Genomic DNA, 20537 nt, shown 5'->3' on the forward strand with positions numbered 1-20537 from the left:
GCCATGAAGAAGACAATCCTGCACGCGGCAGCCGCGTCTGCCCTGGCCCTGAGCGCGATGGGCGCCCATGCCGAAGGCAAGCTGAACATCTACAACTGGGGCAATTACACCAACCCCGAGATGATCAAGAAATTCGAGGCCGAATACGGCGTCGAAGTGACCCTGGACGGCTATGACAGCAACGAAACCATGCTGGCCAAGGTCAAGGAAGGCAGCACCGGCTACGACATCGTGGTGCCGGGCGATTACATGGTCGCGATCATGATCGGCGAGGGCCTGCTGGCCGAAATCGACGCCTCCGGGATGGAGAATTTCAAGAACATGGATCCGAACTGGGTCGATGTTTACTGGGATCCGGGCCGCAAATATTCCGTGCCCTATCAGTGGGGCACCACCAGCTTCACCGTCGACAGCGCGGTCTACGGCGGCGACATCGATACGCTGGAACTGATCTTCAACCCGCCGGCCGAACTGAAGGGTCGGATCAACATGCTCAACGACATGAACGACGTGATCAATGCGGGGCTGCGTTACCTGGGCCATCCGCGCTGCAATTCCAATCCCGAGCAGATGAAGGAATTGCTGGCGCTGCTGACCAAGGCCAAGGCCGATTGGCGCACGATGGATTATTCGGTGATCGAGAAACTGACCTCGAAAGACGTGGACCTGTCGCAAAGCTGGAACGGCGCCGCCATGCGCGCCCGCGCCGACCGCCCGACGCTGAAATACGCCTATCCCAAGGAAGGCTTCACCGGCTGGATGGATAACGTGGCGGTGCTGGCGGATGCGCCCAACATGGAAAACGCAAAGCTGTTCGTGAACTTCATGATGGACCCGGAAAACGCGGCGCTGACTTCGAATTTCGCGCGCTATGCCAACGGCATCCTCGGTTCGGAAAAATACATGGATGCCGAAATGCTGGACGCGCCGGAAATCGTCATGCCCGAGGGCGCGCCGGTGCCCGATTTCGTGCCGCCCTGCGATCAGGACGTGGTGGACCTCTATAACAAGGTCTGGACCCGCCTGAAGCAATAATCCCGACGACCTGAAAACCGCAGCGGCCCCTGCCGGGCCGCTGCACCGATAGAACGCGGGCCGGATCGCGGGCCGCCCTGCTGGAAAGTGGACCATGCACGACACATCAAACCGCCAGAGCCCCAAGACCGCGCGCGAGATTGGGATCATGCAGGGGTTTCCGCCGCCGCCCGAAAAACGGCCCTCGCTCGACAATTGGGACCTGGCGCCGTTCAACCGCTGGTCCTTCCAGAATATGCGCAGGCTGTTCCCCACCGTCGAGGTGCGCGCCGGAACCGACGCGCCGCGCCGTTTCGCCGAGACTGGGCAGGATTTGTCGGACATCCGCTTCGACGCCTTCGACGGCGGCACCTCAAGCGTCGGGGATTGGCTGGCGGCAAGCTATACCGACGGTTTCCTGGTGCTGAAGGGCGACGGCATCGTTGCCGAAACCTATGCGAACGACTTCGCGCCGGATATCGCCCATCTGGGGCAATCGGTTTCGAAGTCGCTGATCGGCACATTGGCCGGGGTGCTGCATGGCGAGGGGGTGCTGGACCTTGCCGAACCGCTTGACGATATCGTCCCCGAGCTGGGTCAATGCGGTTATGCGGGCTGCACGCTCGATCAGGCGCTGGACATGCTGTCCGGCGCGCGCTTCACCGAAGATTACGGCCTGCCGGACAGCGACATGACCCGGGTCGATGTCGCCTCGGGCTGGCGGCCGGTGCGGGACGGCGAAATCAAGCCGACCATCCGCGACGTCATCCTGACCTTGCCGCAGGAACGCCCGCACGGGGAAAGCTTTTCCTACCGTTCGATCGAAACCGACGTTATCGCCTGGGTGCTGGAACGGGTCAGCGGAACCGATCTTGCCACGCTTCTGTCGGACCGGATCTGGCGCCGGATCGGGGCCGAACATGACGGTTACTTCACGGTGGATGACGCGGGCACCGCGCTGGCCGATGGCGGTTTCAACGCGACGCTGCGCGATTATGCCCGCTTTGCCAGAATGGTCGCGGATGGCGGTCGGGTCGGGCCGGACCAGATCGTCCCACAGGATTGGATCGAGGGGATTTGCGGCGGCGCCGACCCGTCGAAATTCGGCGATCCCTACACGCTGCTGTCGCCGGGCGGCGCCTATCGGCGCTTCTGGTGGGTGCATGAGCCGGAAAAGGGCGTGTTCATGGCGCGGGGCGTGTTCGGTCAACTGATCTTCATCGACCGGAGCGCCGACACGGTGATCGTCAAGATGTCGAGCTGGCCCGACTACCTTGTCCCCTCGTTCAGCCATGACGCGGTACGCGCCTGCGAAGCGATCACACGGGCGCTGAGCTGATCGGGCCACGCGGTTCTCGGCCGCGTAGCCCATACTGCCAGGCTACCGAACGAGGAAACCCTTCACTTCCTCCGCGCTTGCCACGTGGCAGTAGATCATGTTGATCACTTCCAGTTCGTGCCGGTGCAACGCATCGGTGGCGGCCGCGCAGCAATCTTCGACGACGACCACGTTGAAGCTTTCGTCAGCCAGGCTGCGGACGCTCGAGGAAATGCATTGATCGGTAAAGATCCCGGCGACGATCACGTTGCGGATGCCCATGTTGTGCAGGATCAGCCGCAGATTGGTGCCCGTCAGCACGGAATCGGTGGATTTGGTGACCACGATTTCGTCGCCGACAGGTCCGACCGCCGGAACGATCTGGCTGTCTTCGCGGTCTTTCGGCAGCAGCAGGTAGTTGAACCCGGGTTTCTTCTGGCTGAGCGACCGGTCGCGGCCATCCTCGGTCTGGCAGGCGATCCGGGCATGCAGGACCTCGACCCCGTTTTCGCGGGCCCAGCTTTGCAGGGCGGCGGTGTTGGGGATCACGACATCGCGCATCCGGTCAAGGAACGGGGCCCACCGCTTGGCCTCGACGGGATCGTCCTTCGGTTCGATATACGTGTTCTGGATATCGATCACCAGAAGCGCGGTTTCGGCCGGCGGCAGTTCGATGTCGTCGGGTTCATCGGCGGTTTCGTAGTAGAAGGAACGGAACGCGGTTTTCCAGCTCATGATGGTCTCCTTTTCAGGGCCGGCGGTCAGGCGGCTTGCTCGGTGTCGGGATGGGCGGCGACCCAATGACCCGGGGCGATTTCGTTCAGCGCAAACGGTTCGGGGCCTTGGCCCTTCTTGAACACCGGCGTCCCGACTTCTCCCGCGCGGGGCAACACGGGCGGGCGTTTGCGGGTCGGATCGGGGATCGGCACCGCCGACAGCAGACGGCGGGTATAGGGGTGCGCCGGGTTACGCAAAACCTGTTCGCGGCTGCCGGTTTCCAGCATCTGCCCAAGGTTCATCACCGCGACCCGGTCGGCCACCTGGTCGATCACCGCCATGTCGTGCGAGATGAAGAGATAGGCAAGCTTTTCCTCCTCCTGCAATTCGCGCAGCAGTTCCAGCACCTGCGCCTGAACCGAAACGTCGAGCGCCGAAACGCTTTCGTCCGCGACGATCACCTTGGGCCGCAGGGCAAGCGCCCGGGCGATGCAGATCCGCTGACGCTGGCCGCCGGAAAACTCGTGCGGATAGCGATCCATCTGGTCCGGCGTCAGGCCCACCCGGCGGAACAGCCATTCGACGCGGTCGCGCAGTTCGGAGCCGGTCGCGATCCCGTGCACCTGCAGTGGTTCGGCCACCTGCGCCCCGACCGTCATCCGGGAATCGAGCGAGGCGCCGGGGTCCTGAAACACCATCTGGATGTTGCGGCGCACCTGTTTCAACGCGGCCTGGCCGACACCGACCACCTGGTCGCCATCGACCCGAATACTGCCATCGGAGGGCACCAGTCCCAGCAACGCCTTGCCGATCGTCGACTTGCCGCAGCCGCTTTCCCCGACCAGGGCAAGCGTTTCACCCGGCGCGATCTTGAAGCTGACATTTTCCACCGCATGCACGTTGGCGGTCACCCGGTTCAGTAGCCCGCTGCGCATCGGGAAGCGGACGCTGAGCCCTTCGACATCGAGAATATCATGTCTGCGGTCGGGGTCAGGGCGCGCCGGGCTGTCACCCAGCCGTGGCACCGCCGCCAGAAGCGCGCGGGCATAATCGGTGCGCGGCGTGGCGAAGAGTTCCTTCACCGGCGCCGCCTCTTCCTGCTTGCCGCTTCGCATCACCAGCACGCGGTCGGCCATCTCGGCCACGACGCCCATGTCGTGGGTGATCATCAGAACGGTCGTGCCATGTTCGCGTTGCAGCGCCCGGATGAGTTCAAGCACCTCGGCCTGAACCGTGACGTCCAGAGCGGTGGTCGGTTCGTCGGCGATGAGGATCTGCGGATCGCAGGCCAGCGCGATGGCGATCATCACCCGTTGCCGCATACCGCCGGAAAGTTCGTGGGGATATTGCCGCAGCCGCTTTTCGGCATCGGTGATGCGCACGTCCTTCAGCAGCGCCAGCGCCTTTGCAGGGGCTTCGGCGGCGGAACACATGTCATGTTCCAGCAGCACTTCGGCAAGCTGGCTTCCGATCGTCATCACCGGGTTCAGCGATGTCATCGGTTCCTGGAAAATCATCGAGATTCGGCGCGCCCGGATCTTGCGGAATTCGGCTTCGGTGCGGCTGGACAATTCGGTCCCGTCGGCGAGGCTGATCGAACCGGCGGTGATCCGCGCCATCGGCTGGGGCAGCAGGCCCATGATCGCCAATGCCGTCATCGACTTGCCCGACCCGCTTTCACCGGCAAGGCACAGGGTTTCACCCTGGTTCAGATCGAAGCTGATATCCTCGAGCACGGTTTTCGCACCGTTGGGGGTGGCGACCTGGATCGTCAGCCCCCGGACGCTGAGCACCGGGCGCGGCGCGTCTCCGCGCCCGGGATTGTTTTCGGCGGGGCTCATTCGAACACCACGCGCGGCAGGTAGAAGGACACGACCCAGTTCGGCATGTCCACGATCTCGGAAATCCGCAGATCGCCGCAGACCGAGCACAGCATGTAAGCCTCGACCGGGCTGAGCTTGTATTGCGCGCTCAGCAGGTCGACCATCGCCGACAGCGCATCGCGCGCGCCGCTCATCAGGTCGGGACCGATCCCGGTCGTCACCTCGTAGCCCTTGGCATCGAGATGCCGCGTCACCGGTCCCGGCGTGGTGAAACGCGGGAATTTCAGCGGCGTGTCCTTGATGAGGTCGAGCTTGAGATTGACGTTCATCGGGCTTTCGATCGCGGTGCCGCAAACCTCGCCATCGCCCTGCGCGGCATGGGTATCGCCGATCGAAAACAGCGCCCCCGCCACCTCCACCGGCAGGTAGAGCGTGGTGCCTGCCGCCAGGTCGCGGATATCGAGGTTGCCGCCGATCCGGCGCGGCGGCACCACCGAATGGTGCCCCGTCTCGGCCGGGGCAAGACCGATGGTCCCGGCAAAGGGCTTCAGCGGTACCTTGGCGATGTCACAGTAAAGCGCCGGTGCCATGCTGTCGGGATCATAGGACCAGACGTTCAGCGCCGGGTCTTCGAACTGATCGGCCAGCAGCCCGAAGCCCGGGATGTTCGCCGTCCAGCCGAAACCGGAAGGTTCGAAACTGTCGATCTCGATCTTCAGGATGTCGCCCGGCTCGGCCCCGTCGACATAGACGGGACCGGTGACCGGGTTGATCTTGTCGAAGGACAGCGTGGCCAGGTCGGCCGCGGTGCTGTCCTTCGTCAGTTGTCCGCCCGAGCTGTCGAGGCATTCGAAATGCAGGCTCGACCCCGGGGCCACGGTCGCGACGGGCGGGATCGAATGATCCCACCCGAAGTGATGATGACGACCGTGAATGGTGTAATCGCAGTTATTGCACATCGTTCGAATACACGTAGTCGTAGTTGACGGGGACATGGACCGGATCGACGAAGATTTCGTTCGGACCGCCCAGCTTGGCAGAACGCATGGTGAAGCGCTGTTCGTTGAACACCGGAACCCAGGGCGCGTCTTCCATGATGGAAAGGTAGATCTCACGCCACTTGGCTTCGCGCTCGGCCGCCATCGCCGGATCGGTCATCGCGTCGGCCTCGACCGCCTTGGCGTCCAGGTCTGCGTTGCAGTACCACGACCAGTTCCAGCCGCCCTGCACCGCGCCGTCGCAGCCCAGGATCGGGCCGTAGAAGTTCGACGGATCGGGGAAGTCGGCGATCCACGCCATGCCACCCGACCAGATCATCGGCGCCTGGTCCGGTTCGCCACCGGCGGCGATCACGTTGGCCTGGGCCAGCGACCGGATTTCGGCCTTGATGCCGATGGCAGCCAGATCCTGCTGGAAGCTCTGCGCGATGCGCGGGTTCGGGTCGGTGTTGTAGACGTAAAGCTCGGTCTCGAACCCGTCGGCGAAACCGGCCTCGGCCAGCAGCGCCTTGGCCGCTTCGGGATCGAAGGCATAGCCCTTGTAATCAGGCGCGTAGCCCGGCATCGACGGCGGCAGCGGCTGGTTCGCCGGCACGGCGCGGCCGTTGATGATGCGCACCGCGCGATCCTTGTTGATCGCCATGTTCACCGCCTGACGCACCTTGACGTTGTCGAAGGGCGGCATCTTGACGTTCATGGTGATGTAGCCGGTGTGCAGCTGGCCACCCTCGATCACGAAATCCTTGTAAGCCGGGTCGCTGGTGACCTCGAGGAATTTCGCCGGCGGAATGCCGTCGCCGGGGATGTCGGCCTGGCCCTGCTGCAGGCGCAGCAGCGCCACGATGGGTTCCAGCCCGATTTCGAAAGTGATCTGGTCGAGCTTCGGCACGCCTTCGTGCCAGTAATCGGCGTTGCGTTCGAAGGTCAGGCTCTGGCCCAGGGTCCAGTCGGCCAGTTTGAAGGCACCGGAACCGACCGGGTGCTTGCCGAAATCGGGGCCGTATTCTTCGACCACTTCCTTGGGAACGATGGATGAGAAGTTGATCGCCATCACGTGCAGGAAGGTCGCGTCGGGGCGCGACAGCTTGATTTCCACGGTGTAGGGATCGATCACGGTGACGCCCGACAGGCTGTCGGCTTCGCCCGACGCCATGGCGTCATAGCCCGCGATCGAGCCGAAGAAACCGGCGCCCGGGCTTTGCGTCGCGGGGTTGGTCACGCGGTCGAGAGAATATTTCACATCCTCGGCGGTCAGTTCGCGACCGTTGTGGAATTTCACGCCCTTGCGCAGGGTGAAAGTGAAGGTCTTGCCGCCATCGGTGATGGTGTAATCCTCGGCCAGGTCCTTCTTCAGAACGGTGGTGCCGGGTTCGTAATCCATCAGCCCGTCGAACAGCGACTTGATCATCGACCAGTTCTGCCAGTCGTATCCGATGGCCGGGTCGAGGGTGGAAACGTCGTCCTTGTAGGTGACGATCATCGATCCGCCCTGCTTGGCGTCGGTGAAGTCCTGTGCCTGTGCGGTGCCGATGGCGGCACCCAGGGCCAGAACGCTTGTCATCAAAGTCTTGCGCATTTTTCTGTTTCTCCTGTTGGGTCTTGGTTCACTTGAGTTTGATCCGTGGGTCCACCATCGGCGCGATCAGGTCCGCCAACAGATTCCCGAGGACGATGAAGAAGGCAGAGACCAGCGTGACCCCCATGATGATGGGGATGTCGACACGCTGGATCGCCTGCCAGGCGAGCTGACCGATACCGGGCCAGCCGAACACGCTTTCGACAACGACGATGCCGGACATGAACAGCCCGATATCGATGCCGATCATCGCGATGATGGGCAGGATCGCGTTGGGCCCGACATGGCGCAGGATGATGCGCATACGGCCCAGCCCCTTGGCGCGCGCGGTGCGCACGAAATCCTGCGCCAGAACGTCGATCATCGACGACCGCATCATCCGCGAATACCAGCCCGTGCCGAGCAGGCCGATGGTGACCGCCGGCAGCACGAGGTGGGCGAAGGTGCCGTAGCCGCCGATCGGGAACCAACCGAGCTGCACCGCGAAGACATAGAGCAGCAGGATGCCGACCACGAATTGCGGAGCCGAGATTGTGACGAAGGAAAACACCATCAGACCGTGATCCACCGGCGTGTTGCGACGAAGTGCTGCGACCGCACCGATGGTCAGCCCGACGATCAGTTCCACCACGATGGCCGCCAGCATCAACAGCAGCGTCGCCGGCATCCGCGCCGCGATCAGTTCCGACACTTCGGTGCGCTGCAGGTAGGACCGGCCCAGATCGCCCTGCAACAGATTGCCAAGATAGCGCACATACTGGATGTGGAAGGGCTGATCGAGCCCGAGCTGGGCGCGGATATTGGCCACCGTTTCGGCGGTCGCCGAACGCCCGGCGATCTGGCGCGCCGGATCAGCCGGGACGAGGTAAAGCAGCACGAAGGTGACAAGGCTGATCCCAAGCAGGATGAGCGCGGCCTCGATCAGGCGCCGGATCAGGTAACTCCACATCAGTGACGCCCCTTCAGCTTCGGGTCGAGGGCGTCGCGCAGCGCGTCCCCGAGCAGGTTGAACGAAAGCGCCAGCAGCACGATTGCGAGACCGGGGAAGAAGACCAGCCACGGCGCGTTGGCGAAATAGGTCTGGTTTTCGAAGATGATGTTGCCCCACGACGGCGTGGGCGGCTGCACGCCGACGCCCAAGTAGCTCAGCGTCGCTTCAAGCAGCACCGTGGTCGAAATGCCCAGCGTGCCGAAAACGATGATCGAATAGATCAGGTGCGGCAGGATATGGCGGATCAGGATGCGCGGGGCCGACGCGCCCATGGCGCGCTGCACCTCGATGAAGTCCCGCTGCGCCATCGACCGGGTTTCGGTATAGACCACCCGGGCCATCTGCACCCAGTTCACCATCGCGATCACCAGCGCGACGATAAGCAAGGACGGCTTGAAGATCGCGGCAAGGACGATTGCCAGAAGCAGTGCGGGGAACGCCATCATCAGGTCGGTGATGCGCATCAGCACGGCCGCCACGACCCCGCCGAAATAGCCCGCGACGATGCCGACCGTCGCCCCCAGCACGACCGCGATCCCGTTGGCGAGCACCCCGATGATCAGCGATGTCTGGGTGCCCAGCACCAGCCGCGAAAACAAGTCCCGGCCAAGAAGATCGGTGCCAAGCCAGAACTTGGCCGACGGCGGCAACGGCGCGCCTTCCAGGCTCAGCCCGTCGAACATCTGGTCGTTGGGATCGTAGGGCACGATCCAGGGCGCCAGAACCGCCGCCAGGACCATCGCCACGATCACGATCAGGCCAAAGGCCGACTGCGGCCGCTTCAGGATCGCCAGCAGGACAGCCTTGGCCGGGTGCCGCTTGGCGGTTGCCGGCTGGTCGGGAACATTGGTGGTTTCGGTGTTCATTAGCGACGTCTCGCGTGCATAGGGGTATTGTCTGTCAGGACCTGAACCGCGGCGTCTTCGAGGGCCATTTGCCCCGCCATCGCCTGGGTCCGGAGCTGTTTCAGGGCGGAAATTTCGTCGATCCCGTCCCGTTCCATGATCTGCAGGACGGCCCGCACCAAAGCGTGTCTGAGACCGTTGCGCCGCGCGATTTCCGCGTCGCGGGCGGTGTGGCCCAGCCGTTTGGCCTGATGCGCCGTGGCGACGACCAGCGTCGAATACACGTTCCCCATCGCCGCCAGCGGCAGATAGGCGTCAAAGCCGTGCTCCAGCGCCCAGGCCAACCGGCCCGGCGCTTCCGACCGCACCAGCCCGATAACCGGGATCGGCGCCGCGCCCGCTTCCCAAGGGAACAGGTCGTCATGGCCGCTGTCGATATCCACGAACAGCACGTCCGCGTCGGAAATTTCCTCGCGCGAGGCGGGCCATTGGGCCCCGGTTCTCAGCCCAAGCGCCGCGAGGCGCGATTGCAGCTGGTCGCGCACCGTTTCGGCCGGGTGCAGAACGATGGCGCGGCGGCCGGTGAAATTGAATTCGAGAGATGGGGTCATGACACGATCCTCAGGTTGGGTCGTCCTTCGGCGACGCGCGGTGCCGCAGCCACCCGCGTCAGATAAGGGTCCGGCGCCACGCTGCTGCCGGGATTGGCGGTGATTTCGAACGCCCCGCGCCGCGCGACGGCAAGGCGCGGAGTCAGGCTGGTGTGCCGGGTGATCGGGTCCACGCTGATCGGGCCGAGAACCGTCTGGTACTCGATACCGGCGACGGCCTGGAACACCGAACGGGGATCGTCCCTGCCCGCGCGCGCCAAACCGTGGGCCAGCAGTTTCACCGCCGTATAAGCCGTCGCGAAGTAACAAGACGCCCGGTAATCGGGTCCGAAACGCGCGGCGATCCGCGACCGCAATTGCGCGGTTTGCGCATCGGCCAGGCTTTCGAACCAGGCGGCGATGGTCAGCATTCCGTCGGCGGCCGACCCAAGCGCATCGAGATCGGCCTCGGTCTGGTTGGCGCTGACGACCGTTACATCGAGCCCGTCCTCCTTGAGCTGCGTCAGCGCCCGCATGAAAGCGTGGTTCGAGGGCCCGATCAGGCTGTTCACGATCACACCGGGACGGCTGGCCGCGATTTCGGTCATCAGATGCGCGGTTTCCTGGTCACCCAGCGGCAGATAGCTTTCCCCCACGATCGGAATGCCCCGATCCGCCAGCCGTTCGCGGGCCACCCGCAGGGTTTCCCATCCCCAGACATAATTGGACCCAACCAGGAACGCGCCATCCAGCGGCTGCTGGGCGACATGATCGATGATCGGCAACAGGTGCTGGTTCGCGCAGGCGCCGAGGTAAACGACATTGTCGGATGTTTCGAAACCCTCGTAGGGGCAGGGATACCACAGCAATCCGCCATGACGTTCCAGCACCGGGATCATGTCCTTGCGCGACCACGAGGTGATACCGCCCACGACATGGTTGATGTCGCCGTCCTTCACCATCTCGCCGATCAGCCGTTCATATTCCGACGGCACGCCCTGCGGGTCGGCAATCCGGGCACGCAGCCTGACCTCCCCGGCCGCATTGACCTCTTCGAGCGCCAGCAACGCCCCATCCCGCGCGCTCTGACCAAGCGCGGAATAGGGTCCGCTCGTCGAAAACAGCAGGCCAATCTGGAAGTCAGGCATCTTTTCCCCCACGCAAAACAAAAAAGCCCCAGCCCCTCGGCCGAGGGTGCAGGGGCGCAATTGCCGCTATCGATTTGAGTTGTTACCCCCATACTGGGCAGATTCCGCCCCGATCCGCAAGGTCGAGAAGACGTTCTATTGGCTTGCCGGCCACAAACAGAGCTCGCAGAGACCTTTTCAATCGAAAGCGCCCAAAAATTAATCGCACACAATCACAGGGCCAGCGGCCTGCCCCAGAACGTTCCACCCGCCCAGAGCCGGGGCGCCTTGGTTTGCGCCTTCTGATTCCGCCATTCGATCCTCGGTTTCCCATCGCCCCCGGCCCGAAGCAGACATGCCTATACGCGACGGGCGGCCGGAACCGGACTGTCGCTGCGGCAACCCTGCCCTGTTCGGCGCTGTGCGAAGTGCTGCAGGCCACCTAGACCTTGCGCCAGGAAAATTCCGGCTCGAAACCAAGCACCTTGCGGGCCTTGTCGATCGACAGCAGGGTTTCGTGGTCGCCAAGTTCGGAACGGATTTCGATGCTGGGGAACACCTCGGCCATCAGCTCGGCGCTCGGCTTTTCCATCACGGTATCGGCATTGGCGATGATGAAGTGATCGGCGCCGACGAAATCCACATGCAGCGACTTGCGCACCGCCTGCGCGCAGTCGCGCGCGTCGATATAGCCCCAGAGGTTCCACTGGCGCTGGTTCGGGTTGTCCTGCCAGCCGGCAAAGCGGTCGTAATCGGCCTCCTCCATCACGTTCGACAGCCGCAGGCCGATGAAGGTGGAGCCGGGGTTCCAGCGCTGCATCTGCCGCGCCATTTCCTCGCCCAGGTCCTTCGACAGCGAATAGGCGCTTTCGGGCCGCATCGGGTGATCTTCGTCGACCGGCGCATAGGCGGGTGGGTTGTCGGGACTGAACGGCAGCCCCAGCGTGGTTTCGCTCGACGCCCAGACGATGCGCTTGACGCCGGTGCGCAGGGCGGCGTCGAACACGTTGTAGGTCGACATGATATTGTTGCGGAAGGTCACGTCCTCGGGCTGCAGGTCGGGCGCCCGGATCGCGGCGAGATGCACCACCGCATCGGGGGTGGCGAAGCTGCGGAACGGGTGGTCCTTGCCGCCGGTCCATTGCAGCGCGTCCATCACCTGCCCGCGATCCTCCAGATCGACCTTGTAGAACGGGCAGACCGGGTCCGGCGACGGCAGCATATCGACGTTGAGAACATTGTAGCCCTGTTCAACGAGATCCCGGCACACGGCGCGCCCCGCTTTGCCACTTCCGCCTGTCACGACGATATTCTTCATTTCGCTTTCCCTTGCTGTTCCGACATAGATTTCCTTTCAGGGGACCGGAGCGCCCTGAAAGCGGAGATCACGACAGGATATCGGCCAACCACGCCGCGACACGCAGCACGTCGGCGTCGCGACCGATGGGGCCGACCACCTGCACCCCGACCGGCCGGTCATCGGCGCTGCGCAGCCCCGGAACGTTGACGCAGGGACCGCCCAGCAGGGTCCACAGCCGGTTGAACTCGGGCGACCCGGTGCCGGTTTCATGGCGCGGTGCGGCGCCCGGGGCGGAGGGCGTGATCAGGATCGGCGTGTCGCCCAGATCCTGCGCGAACCGGTGCCGCAGGGTTGCGATCATGTCTCGATCCTCGGATTGCGCCCGTTCGCTGACCGCCATCCCCTGTTCGAGCATGTCGCGCAGTTGCGGGCTGATCAGGTCGCGGTGGCTGTGCCATTCATAGGACAGCGCCTGGCTGGCCTCGCGCGCCATGATGCGGGGATGGGCATCGCAGGCAAGGCCATAGGCCGAGGGCAGCTCCACATCCAACATCGCGGTCTTGCCGCGCAGGGCGCTGACAAGATCGTCCCAGGCGGCCTGCATTTCCGGTTCGGCATTGTCCCAGACCGGCGACCGGCACAGCCCGATCACCGAAGGCGCCTCGGCACCTTGCGCCGCGTCCAGCAGCGACAGGCCGGTGACCGCCTGCGCGAACAGGGCCGCATCGGCGACGGAGCGGGCGAAGACGCCAACCGTGTCGAAGCTGCGCGCCAGCGCCTTGACGCCCGACGGTTCGATCAGGTCGAAGCTGGGCTTATAACCGACCACGCCGCAATAGGCAGCCGGGCGCACCACCGATCCGGCGGTCTGGGTGCCAAGCGCCAGCGGCACCATGCCGGCGGCCACCGCCGCCGCCGATCCGCTGGACGACCCGCCGGGGGTATGGCCCGGGGCGGCGGGGTTATGCGTCGGCGCGGGTTTGTAGGTGGCGAATTCGGTGGTTTCGGTCTTGCCCATCGCATAGGCGCCGGCCATCCGGGCCTGCGCCACGACCGGGGCATCCACCGTCGACACGGCACCGGCATAGATCGGCGATCCGCAGGTGCGCGGCATGCCCTTGGCGTGGATGACATCCTTGACCCCGATCGGCAGCCCGTTCAGCAGGCCCTTGCCCGGCGTGTCGGACAGACCGGCCAGCGCCGCCTCGGGATCGAGATGCGACCAGGCGCGGATCGTGGGTTCGACCTCTTCGCAGCGTTCCAGCAGGGCGCGCAGATAGGTTTCCGGGCTCAGCGATCCGTCGTCGAAAGAGGCCAGCGCGGCCAGGGCAGTATCGGGGATACGGGTCATGAAGCCTCCTTCGGGGCTGCCGTCCAGTCGCGGATCAGGCCCCTGTAAATCTCGACCGCGTCGTGGAGCTTGTCCACCTCGCAATATTCGTCGGTCTGGTGCGCCAGCCCCGCTTCGCCCGGGCCAAGGATCACCGTGGGCACCCCGTCGAAAGCGGGGGTGAAGATCGAGGCGTCGGTAAAATAGCTGACGCTTTCGGGCTTTGCCGCGATGCCGTTGACCGCCTTCACGGTCGCGTCGACGCGGGTCATCCACGGGTCCGCCGGGTCGGTCCAGACCGCGGGCAGATCGACCAGCGGTTCGATCTTCACGTCCGCGCCAAGGTACTGAGCAAGGCTTTCACGCAGCGCCGCGTGGTCCATGCCGGACACACTGCGGATATCCACCGTGATTTCGGCCCGGTCGGGAACCGAGTTGATGTTCAGCCCGCCCGCGATGGTGCCGATGTTCAGCGTCGGCGCGCCCATCACCGGATGCGGCGCCGTATCGAACCCGAAACCGGTCAGCTTTTCGACCACATGGGCGGCCTTCACCACGGCGTTCACGCCACGTTCGGGCATCGATCCATGCGCGGTGACGCCTTCGGTGGCGAGTTTCAGCCACAACGCACCCTTGTGCCCGGCCAGCGCCCGGTTGGAGCTGGGTTCGGCCACGACCAGCGCACCGGGGCGCGGCAGGTCGGGGTCTGCGGCCATCGCGCGGGCACCGTCCGACCCGGTTTCTTCGCCCGCCGTGATCAGCAGAACCACACCGGGGCCTTTGCGCAGGGTCTCAACCTCGGCCAGGCAGGCGGTGACGAAGGCGGCCACGCCGCCCTTCATGTCGGTGCTGCCGCGGCCGTAAAGCCTTCCATCGACGATCTCGCCGGCGAAGGGATCGTGGCTCCAGTCCTGCGCGCCCAGCGGCACGGTGTCGAGGTGCCCGGTGAACCCCAGCGGCGCGCCCGATCCGTCGCCCAGATAGGCCACCAGGTTGGCGCGCCCCGGCCCGAAGGGAAGCAGCCGGGTTTCGAAACCGGCGCTGTCCAGCACACCCTGCAGCATCGCGGCGCAGGCTTCTTCGTTGCCCGGCGGGTTGATCGTGTCAAACCGCATCAATTGGCGGGTCAGGTCGATGACGTCCCCCGACCGGCCGCTGTCATCCGAAATAGGCTGCATAGACTTCCTTGTCGTTCTTCAGGTCCTCGGCGCTGCCCTGCGCAACCAGCTTGCCGCCCGACAGCACATAGCCGTAGTCGGAAATCGCCAGCGTCTGGCGCACGTTCTGTTCCACCAGGAACACGGTGATGCCGGTGTCGCGGATGCTTTCGATGATCTTGAAGTTTTCCTTCACGTAAAGCGGCGACAGGCCCAACGACGGTTCATCGATCAGCAGGATGCGCGGACCGCCCATCAGGCCCCGCCCGATCGACACCATCGCCTGTTCGCCGCCCGACATGGTGCCGGCCAGCTGATCGCGGCGTTCGGCAAGGCGCGGGAAGGTGTCGAAGACGTGGTCCATCCGTTGCCGGATCAGCGCCTCGTCCGAAACCTGGAACGCACCGAGGCGCAGGTTTTCCGTCACCGTCATCTTGGGGAACATGCGGCGGCCTTCGGGGATGCAGGCGATGCCTTCGGCGATCACCTTGTGGGTCGCGGCGCCGGTGATGTCCTTGCCATCGACGCTGATGCGGCCTTCGCGCGGCGGCGTCAGGCCCAGGATCGACCGGATCAGGGTCGATTTCCCGGCCCCGTTCGACCCCAGAAGGCAGGTGATCTTGCCCGCCTCGACGTTGAGCGAGACATCCATCAGGACGTCGGCCTTGTCATAGGCGGTGAAGACGTTTTCGATCTTGATACTGCTCATGGGTCAGTCCACCCCCAAATAGGCTGTCTGGACCTCGGAATCCGCGGCGATCTGGGCATAGCTGCCCTCGCTGATCTTCTTGCCGTAGCTCAGCACGACACAGTGGTCCGTCAGGCGTTCGATCACGCCCATCTCGTGTTCGATGATGATGATCGACAGATCGCCCATACGGTCCCGCACGGCAAGGATGTCGTCCATCAACTGCGCGGTTTCGTCATGGGTCATGCCGGCGGACGGTTCGTCCAGAAGCAGCAGCTTCGGCGACGACACCAGCGCGCGGCAGATTTCGATCCGGCGCCGTTCGATCATCGGCAGCGCGCCGACCGGATCGAACATGCGGTCGGCCAGGTTCGACGAGAACCCCGCGACCAGATCGCGCGCCTTGGCATAGCCGTCCTCGACCTGCTGACGCAGGCCGCGGCGGTTCATCAGGTTGAACCACAGCCCGTTATTCACCCGGGCATGGTTGCCGATCATGATGTTGTCGAAGATCGACAGCGGCAGGCACAGGCGCGAACGCTGGAAGGTCCGGGCGATGCCCGCCTCGTAGACCTTGCGCGGGCTCAGGCCGGTGATGTCCTGCCCGTCGAAACGGACCCGCCCCTGGGTCGGAGAATAGACCCCGGTCATCACGTTGAAGCTGGTCGTCTTGCCGGACCCGTTGGGACCGATCAGACCGATGATTTCGCCCCGCTTCACCGACATGTCCAGCCCGTCAAGCGCCCGGACACCGCCGAAGCTTTTGGCAAGCCCTTCGAATTCAAGAAGAATATCGCTCATCGTTGCGGCCTCCAGCTCGGGAAGAATTGGCGCACGCCGCGCGGCAGCAGCCCCTGCGGACGGTAAAGAAGCATCACGATGACGAGCCCCGAAAACAGCAGGAAACGGTATTCCTGCAGGATCTGCAGCTTTTCGGGCAGCAGCACCACGATGACGGCGGCAACCGCCGTGCCCCACAGGCTGCCCAAACCGCCCAGCAGCACGATCGACACCATCAGCAGGCTGTCGGCGAAGGTAAAGCTGTTGGGCGCGATGAAGCTGATCATCATGCCGTACAAAGACCCCGCCACACCGACAAGGATGTTGCCGAAGGTGAAGGCCAGAACCTTGGCCCGCACCACGTTCACCCCAAAACAGGCCGAGGCGGTTTCATCCAGCCGCACGCTGTCCAGCGCCAGACCCAGCCACGACCGTTCCAGCCGTTGGGTCAGCATGAAGGCCAGCACGGCCAAGCCACCGCCCAGCAGCGCGTAATTGACGTAGAAGGACATCTCGATCCCGAACAGCTGCGGGCCGTCGTTGAAATCCCAGCCGAACAGTTTCATCGAATCGACCATCAGCCCCTGCGGCCCGCCCAGAACGTCGTTGACCTCGAGAAAGGTCTTGAACAGCACGCCGAATGCGATGGTGACGACGGCGGAATAGTGCCCGGCGGTACGCACCACCGGCACGATCAGCAGGAACCCGATCGCCGCGGCCATCAGCCCGCCGCCGATCAGGATCAGCAGCGGCGGCACGGCGCTATGCGTGGTCAGCACGGCCGAGGTATAAGCGCCGATGCCGAAGAAAGCCGCGCCGGCGAAATTGACCATGCCGGTCAGGCCGAACTGCACGTTCAGACCCAGGCCGACGGTCAGGTAAAGCAGCATGGTGGTCAGCATCAGCAGCGGGAAATGTTCCTCGCTCAGCAGACCGATCACGGCCAGCAGCCCGATCATGATCGCGCCGTTCATGGTGCGGCCATGGCCGCGCATGGCTTCGTTCAGGCTGCCGGTCAGCCCGGTCTTGCCCCCGGCCCAGCCGGCCACGGCGGCCAGCGCCACGAGGCCCAGGACTTCCAGTTCGGATTCGGCCAGCAGGAACTGCCAGCCGAAGATCACCACGGCCACCACGGCGCCCAGCCCCACCACGAGGGGCGGCAGGCCCAGCCAGCCGGTCTTGGTTGTGTTGTCTTTCATCACTTGGTCCTCACACCCGGTCGCTGCTGCGTTCGGCAATCAGCCCGGTGGGTTTCCATGCCATCAGCGCGATCACCACGCCGAAGGCGAATACGTCCTTGTAGGCACTGGCAAAGGGCAGAGCGACGGCGCCGACGGTTTGCAGCCCGGCGAACAGGAAGCCGCCCAGGATCGCGCCATAGATATTGCCAAGCCCGCCGATGATCGCCGCGGAAAAGCCGATCAGGCCCAGCAGCAACCCCATGCCGAAGTTGATTTCGTTGTAGTAGAGCCCGTTCATGATCCCCGCGAAGGCGGCGGCGCCGGACCCGATGCCGAAGGTCAGCAGAACGATCATCGTGTAGTTGATACCCATGATCTTGGCGGTTTCCTCGTCCTGCGCCACGGCGCGGATCGCGAGGCCCAGACGGGTGCGGTTGATCAGCAGGTTCAGCCCGATGATGACGGCGATGCCCGCGGCCATCAGGATCGCGCTGTCGGCGCGCAGGGCAAAGCCGCCCAGATCGACCGAGGCCGTCGGCAGCAGAGCCGGGAACGCCTTGGGGTTGGACCCGTCGGGATAGAACAGGCGGACCGCTTCGCGCAGGGCGGTGCCCAGCATCAGCGTGATCAGCAGGATATTCAGCGGCGGGGCGGATTTCAGCGGCAGCACCAGGTAGCGCGCGATCACGGCGCCAAGTGCTGCGGTGGTGGTGATCGAGACCACGAGAATGGCCACCAGAGTCAGCCACGGATTTACGATGCCGACCGCCAGGACACCGAGATAGGCGGTGAACCCGGTGAACGATCCCAGCATGAGCACATCGCCATGCGAGAACTTGATCACGTCGAGCACACCAAAGAACAGCGTGAAGCCCACGGCCACGAGAGCATACATCGTGCCCAGCATCATGCCATTGGCCAGGTACTGGCCGAGCAGACCGATATCCATCGGTTCACCTCCGGGGAAAAATAAGTCTGCGGGGCGCATGATACGCCCCGCAAATCGTTGTAGTTAAGGGATTACTTGCCGGTCAGCTTACGGGTGCCATCGGCATATTCACTGTCTTCCCAGACCACCCACTTGCCGTCTTGCGCGACGTATTTGGTGATCAGGGCAACGGTGTTCTGGCCGTGCTCGTCGAAGGTGATCGGACCGGTGATCGAGTCATGCTCTTTCACGTCGGCCAGGTATGCGTTCACCGCCTTGCGGTCGGGACCGACTTCTTCGATCGCGTCCAGCAGCAGGCTCATCGCGGCAAAGGAGAACGGGCCGTAGGCTTCGTAATCTTCACCGAAATTGGCCTTTTCGTATTCCGCCAGGAAGAATTCGCCGCCCGGCAGCTTGGCAGCAGGCGCGCCTTCGAGGAAGGTCACGGTGCCTTCGGCCAGATCGCCGCTGAGACCGGCGAAATAGGCGTCAGACTTGATACCCGACACACCCTGGAACTGAGCCTCGATGCCCAGCTTGTCCATCTGCTGACGGATGCGCACCGCGATCGGGGTCAGGCCGCCGAAGTAAACCACATCGGGGTTCAGTTCCTTGATCTTGGTAAGCTCGGCGGTGAAGTCCTGCTGATCCGAGGTGACGCCGAAAGTGCCCAGGATTTCGCCGCCCTTTTCGGTCAGGAACTGCGAGAAGTACTTGTTGTGGCCCTTACCGTAATCGGTGGTGTCGTGGATGATCGCCCAGGTCTTGTAACCCTGACCGGTCATGAAGTCGGCTGCGGTTTCGTTCTGGTTGATCATCGTGCCGTTGACGCGATGGATTTCGGTGTAATCGTTGCCATAGGTGATGTCGGGCAGAACGGCGGCCCAGACGATCATCGGCAGGTTGAACTTGTGGTAGATGTCCACCGTGCCCATCGCCACGGCCGAGCAGTAATGCGTCACCGCGCCGACGACCTTGCGGTTGGTGGCCAGCTTGGTTGCGACCTGCACACCCACGTTGGGTTTGCATTCATCGTCCAGCGCTTCCAGTTCGTATTCGTATTTCGCGTTGGGGTCCTGGTTGCGCAGGGCAACGGCAAGCGCGGCCGAGTTGCGCCCCCCGAGGCCCATGTTCGACACGCCGCCGGACAGCGGGCCGATGAAGCCGACCTTGACCGTATCCTTGGCCAGGGCCGGGGCGGCCAGCGAAAGCGACAGTGTCGCCGCGAGCGCGGCAGAGAAAAGTTTGCGTCGGTGAGTGGAGAAAGTCATTCAGGCGTTCCTTCGTTCCGTATCCATCAAGCGGCGCAGCCGGCGCATCGCGCGGACTGACTGGGAGGAACTATTGAAACGGAAGATTTGAATTGCATTCAAATTCTGCCGAAATGAGGGGGATTGTATACAATAATTTTATCTTGATTAAAATATGTGCAAAAAACGCTATGCGATGATGGATGACTAAGCCCAAACGGGTGAAATCGCCGTTCCCGTGCGGCAAGGTTGGATCGCGCGCAACTTTCCGGTACACGCAGCCAACCGGCCAAGCAGGAGCAATTGATGGCGAATGAAACCGACGACCTGTCGCCGATCCGTGATCTGGGGGCCCGGTTGCGGGCCGAGCGACAAGACCAGGGCCTGACACTGAAGGATGTGGCCGAGAAGGCGGGATGTTCCCTGTCGATGCTGTCCAAGATCGAAAACGATCAGGCGTCGCCTTCGCTCAAGACCCTGCACCAGATCACTGCGGCGTTGGGAACCTCGATCGTGCAGCTGTTTTCCGAAGACAGCGGCGAAGCGGTCAGCCTGTACCGCAGCGGTCAGCGGCCTTCTGTCATGGTGCGCCGGAACAGCGATCAGCCGGCGATCTTCATCGAACGGCTGTCGCCGACCTTTCCAGACACCAAGCTGGACGCGAACATCCACACGCTGGAACCCGGCGCCGACAGCGGCGGCGATATCCGGCATGAAGGGGAAGAAATCGGTTACGTCCTGGAAGGCGCGGCCGAGCTTTGCGTGGATGGTGAACTCATCTCGCTCACCGCGGGCGATTCCTTCTACTTTTCATCCGAACTGCCGCATCGCTACCGCAATACCCATGACGGGACGACGCGGATTTTGTGGGTGAACACGCCGCCGACGTTCTGATCCCGGCAAACAAGATGGCCGGGCTTGCAG

At 63.8% G+C, this 20537-nt stretch carries 19 protein-coding genes; 3 read left to right on the forward strand and 16 right to left on the reverse strand.

Annotated features, from left to right (window positions below; genetic code table 11):
* The first annotated feature begins 3 nt into the window (after positions 1–3).
* Together GR167_RS13490 and GR167_RS13495 are read left to right on the forward strand one after the other, a co-directional pair.
* Positions 4–1035 (forward strand): ABC transporter substrate-binding protein, encoded by a 1032-nt coding sequence (locus GR167_RS13490; RefSeq protein ID WP_160974225.1) that lies wholly within the window; start codon positions 4–6, stop codon positions 1033–1035.
* Between the two features lie 94 nt (positions 1036–1129).
* The gene (locus tag GR167_RS13495) at positions 1130–2353 is read left to right on the forward strand and encodes a serine hydrolase domain-containing protein (protein ID WP_160974227.1); all 1224 of its coding nucleotides are present in this window, start codon (positions 1130–1132) and stop codon (positions 2351–2353) included.
* Positions 2354–2395: 42 nt separating this feature from the next.
* Here the strand turns inward: GR167_RS13495 and GR167_RS13500 are convergent, their stop codons facing one another.
* From GR167_RS13500 to GR167_RS13575, 16 genes are all read right to left on the reverse strand, one after another.
* Positions 2396–3067, reverse strand: coding sequence for a cysteine hydrolase family protein (locus tag GR167_RS13500; protein ID WP_160974228.1), 672 nt, complete (start codon positions 3065–3067; stop codon positions 2396–2398).
* Positions 3068–3093: 26 nt separating this feature from the next.
* Positions 3094–4890, reverse strand: a complete 1797-nt coding sequence (locus GR167_RS13505) for an ABC transporter ATP-binding protein (protein WP_160974229.1) — start codon at positions 4888–4890, stop codon at positions 3094–3096.
* Positions 4887–5831: an acetamidase/formamidase family protein gene (locus GR167_RS13510; protein ID WP_160974230.1), complete on the reverse strand. Its 945-nt coding sequence runs from the start codon at positions 5829–5831 to the stop codon at positions 4887–4889. Before GR167_RS13510 ends, GR167_RS13505 begins: the two co-directional genes overlap by 4 nt.
* The gene (locus tag GR167_RS13515) at positions 5821–7446 is read right to left on the reverse strand and encodes an ABC transporter substrate-binding protein (protein ID WP_212769958.1); all 1626 of its coding nucleotides are present in this window, start codon (positions 7444–7446) and stop codon (positions 5821–5823) included. The genes GR167_RS13510 and GR167_RS13515 overlap by 11 nt, the downstream gene beginning before the upstream one ends.
* Before the next feature lie 28 nt (positions 7447–7474).
* Complete coding sequence (locus GR167_RS13520) at positions 7475–8395, reverse strand: ABC transporter permease (RefSeq protein WP_160974232.1); 921 nt, start codon at positions 8393–8395, stop codon at positions 7475–7477.
* Complete coding sequence (locus GR167_RS13525) at positions 8395–9303, reverse strand: ABC transporter permease (RefSeq protein ID WP_160974233.1); 909 nt, start codon at positions 9301–9303, stop codon at positions 8395–8397. Before GR167_RS13525 ends, GR167_RS13520 begins: the two co-directional genes overlap by 1 nt.
* Complete coding sequence (locus GR167_RS13530; RefSeq protein WP_160974234.1) at positions 9303–9893, reverse strand: ANTAR domain-containing response regulator; 591 nt, start codon at positions 9891–9893, stop codon at positions 9303–9305. Before GR167_RS13530 ends, GR167_RS13525 begins: the two co-directional genes overlap by 1 nt.
* Entirely contained in the window at positions 9890–11020 is a 1131-nt protein-coding gene (locus GR167_RS13535) for a transporter substrate-binding protein (RefSeq protein WP_160974235.1), read from the reverse strand. The genes GR167_RS13530 and GR167_RS13535 overlap by 4 nt, the downstream gene beginning before the upstream one ends.
* 421 nt (positions 11021–11441) lie before the next feature.
* Positions 11442–12317, reverse strand: coding sequence for an NAD-dependent epimerase/dehydratase family protein (locus tag GR167_RS13540; RefSeq protein ID WP_160974236.1), 876 nt, complete (start codon positions 12315–12317; stop codon positions 11442–11444).
* 67 nt (positions 12318–12384) lie between these two features.
* Positions 12385–13650 carry an amidase gene (locus GR167_RS13545; protein WP_160974237.1) on the reverse strand — a complete coding sequence of 422 codons (1266 nt, stop codon included), beginning with the start codon at positions 13648–13650 and terminating at the stop codon, positions 12385–12387.
* Positions 13647–14807, reverse strand: a complete 1161-nt coding sequence (locus GR167_RS13550) for a M20 family metallopeptidase (protein ID WP_160974238.1) — start codon at positions 14805–14807, stop codon at positions 13647–13649. The genes GR167_RS13545 and GR167_RS13550 overlap by 4 nt, the downstream gene beginning before the upstream one ends.
* On the reverse strand, positions 14788–15495 hold the full coding sequence (locus GR167_RS13555; protein ID WP_160974239.1) for an ABC transporter ATP-binding protein: 708 nt from the start codon (positions 15493–15495) through the stop codon (positions 14788–14790). Before GR167_RS13555 ends, GR167_RS13550 begins: the two co-directional genes overlap by 20 nt.
* 3 nt (positions 15496–15498) lie before the next feature.
* Positions 15499–16275: an ABC transporter ATP-binding protein gene (locus tag GR167_RS13560; protein ID WP_160974240.1), complete on the reverse strand. Its 777-nt coding sequence runs from the start codon at positions 16273–16275 to the stop codon at positions 15499–15501.
* The gene (locus GR167_RS13565; RefSeq protein WP_160974241.1) at positions 16272–17453 is read right to left on the reverse strand and encodes a branched-chain amino acid ABC transporter permease; all 1182 of its coding nucleotides are present in this window, start codon (positions 17451–17453) and stop codon (positions 16272–16274) included. Before GR167_RS13565 ends, GR167_RS13560 begins: the two co-directional genes overlap by 4 nt.
* A gap of 10 nt (positions 17454–17463) precedes the next feature.
* The gene (locus GR167_RS13570) at positions 17464–18384 is read right to left on the reverse strand and encodes a branched-chain amino acid ABC transporter permease (RefSeq protein WP_212769960.1); all 921 of its coding nucleotides are present in this window, start codon (positions 18382–18384) and stop codon (positions 17464–17466) included.
* A 71-nt stretch (positions 18385–18455) separates the two neighbouring features.
* The gene (locus GR167_RS13575; RefSeq protein WP_160974242.1) at positions 18456–19634 is read right to left on the reverse strand and encodes a branched-chain amino acid ABC transporter substrate-binding protein; all 1179 of its coding nucleotides are present in this window, start codon (positions 19632–19634) and stop codon (positions 18456–18458) included.
* Positions 19635–19919: 285 nt separating this feature from the next.
* On the opposite strand from GR167_RS13575, the gene GR167_RS13580 reads away from it, so the two are divergent.
* Positions 19920–20507 (forward strand): cupin domain-containing protein, encoded by a 588-nt coding sequence (locus GR167_RS13580; protein WP_160974243.1) that lies wholly within the window; start codon positions 19920–19922, stop codon positions 20505–20507.
* The last annotated feature ends 30 nt before the right edge of the window (positions 20508–20537 follow it).

Origin of the sequence: Thalassovita mangrovi (genome assembly GCF_009857745.1) — a bacterium.
In the GTDB taxonomy this organism is placed as follows: domain Bacteria; phylum Pseudomonadota; class Alphaproteobacteria; order Rhodobacterales; family Rhodobacteraceae; genus Thalassobius; species Thalassobius mangrovi.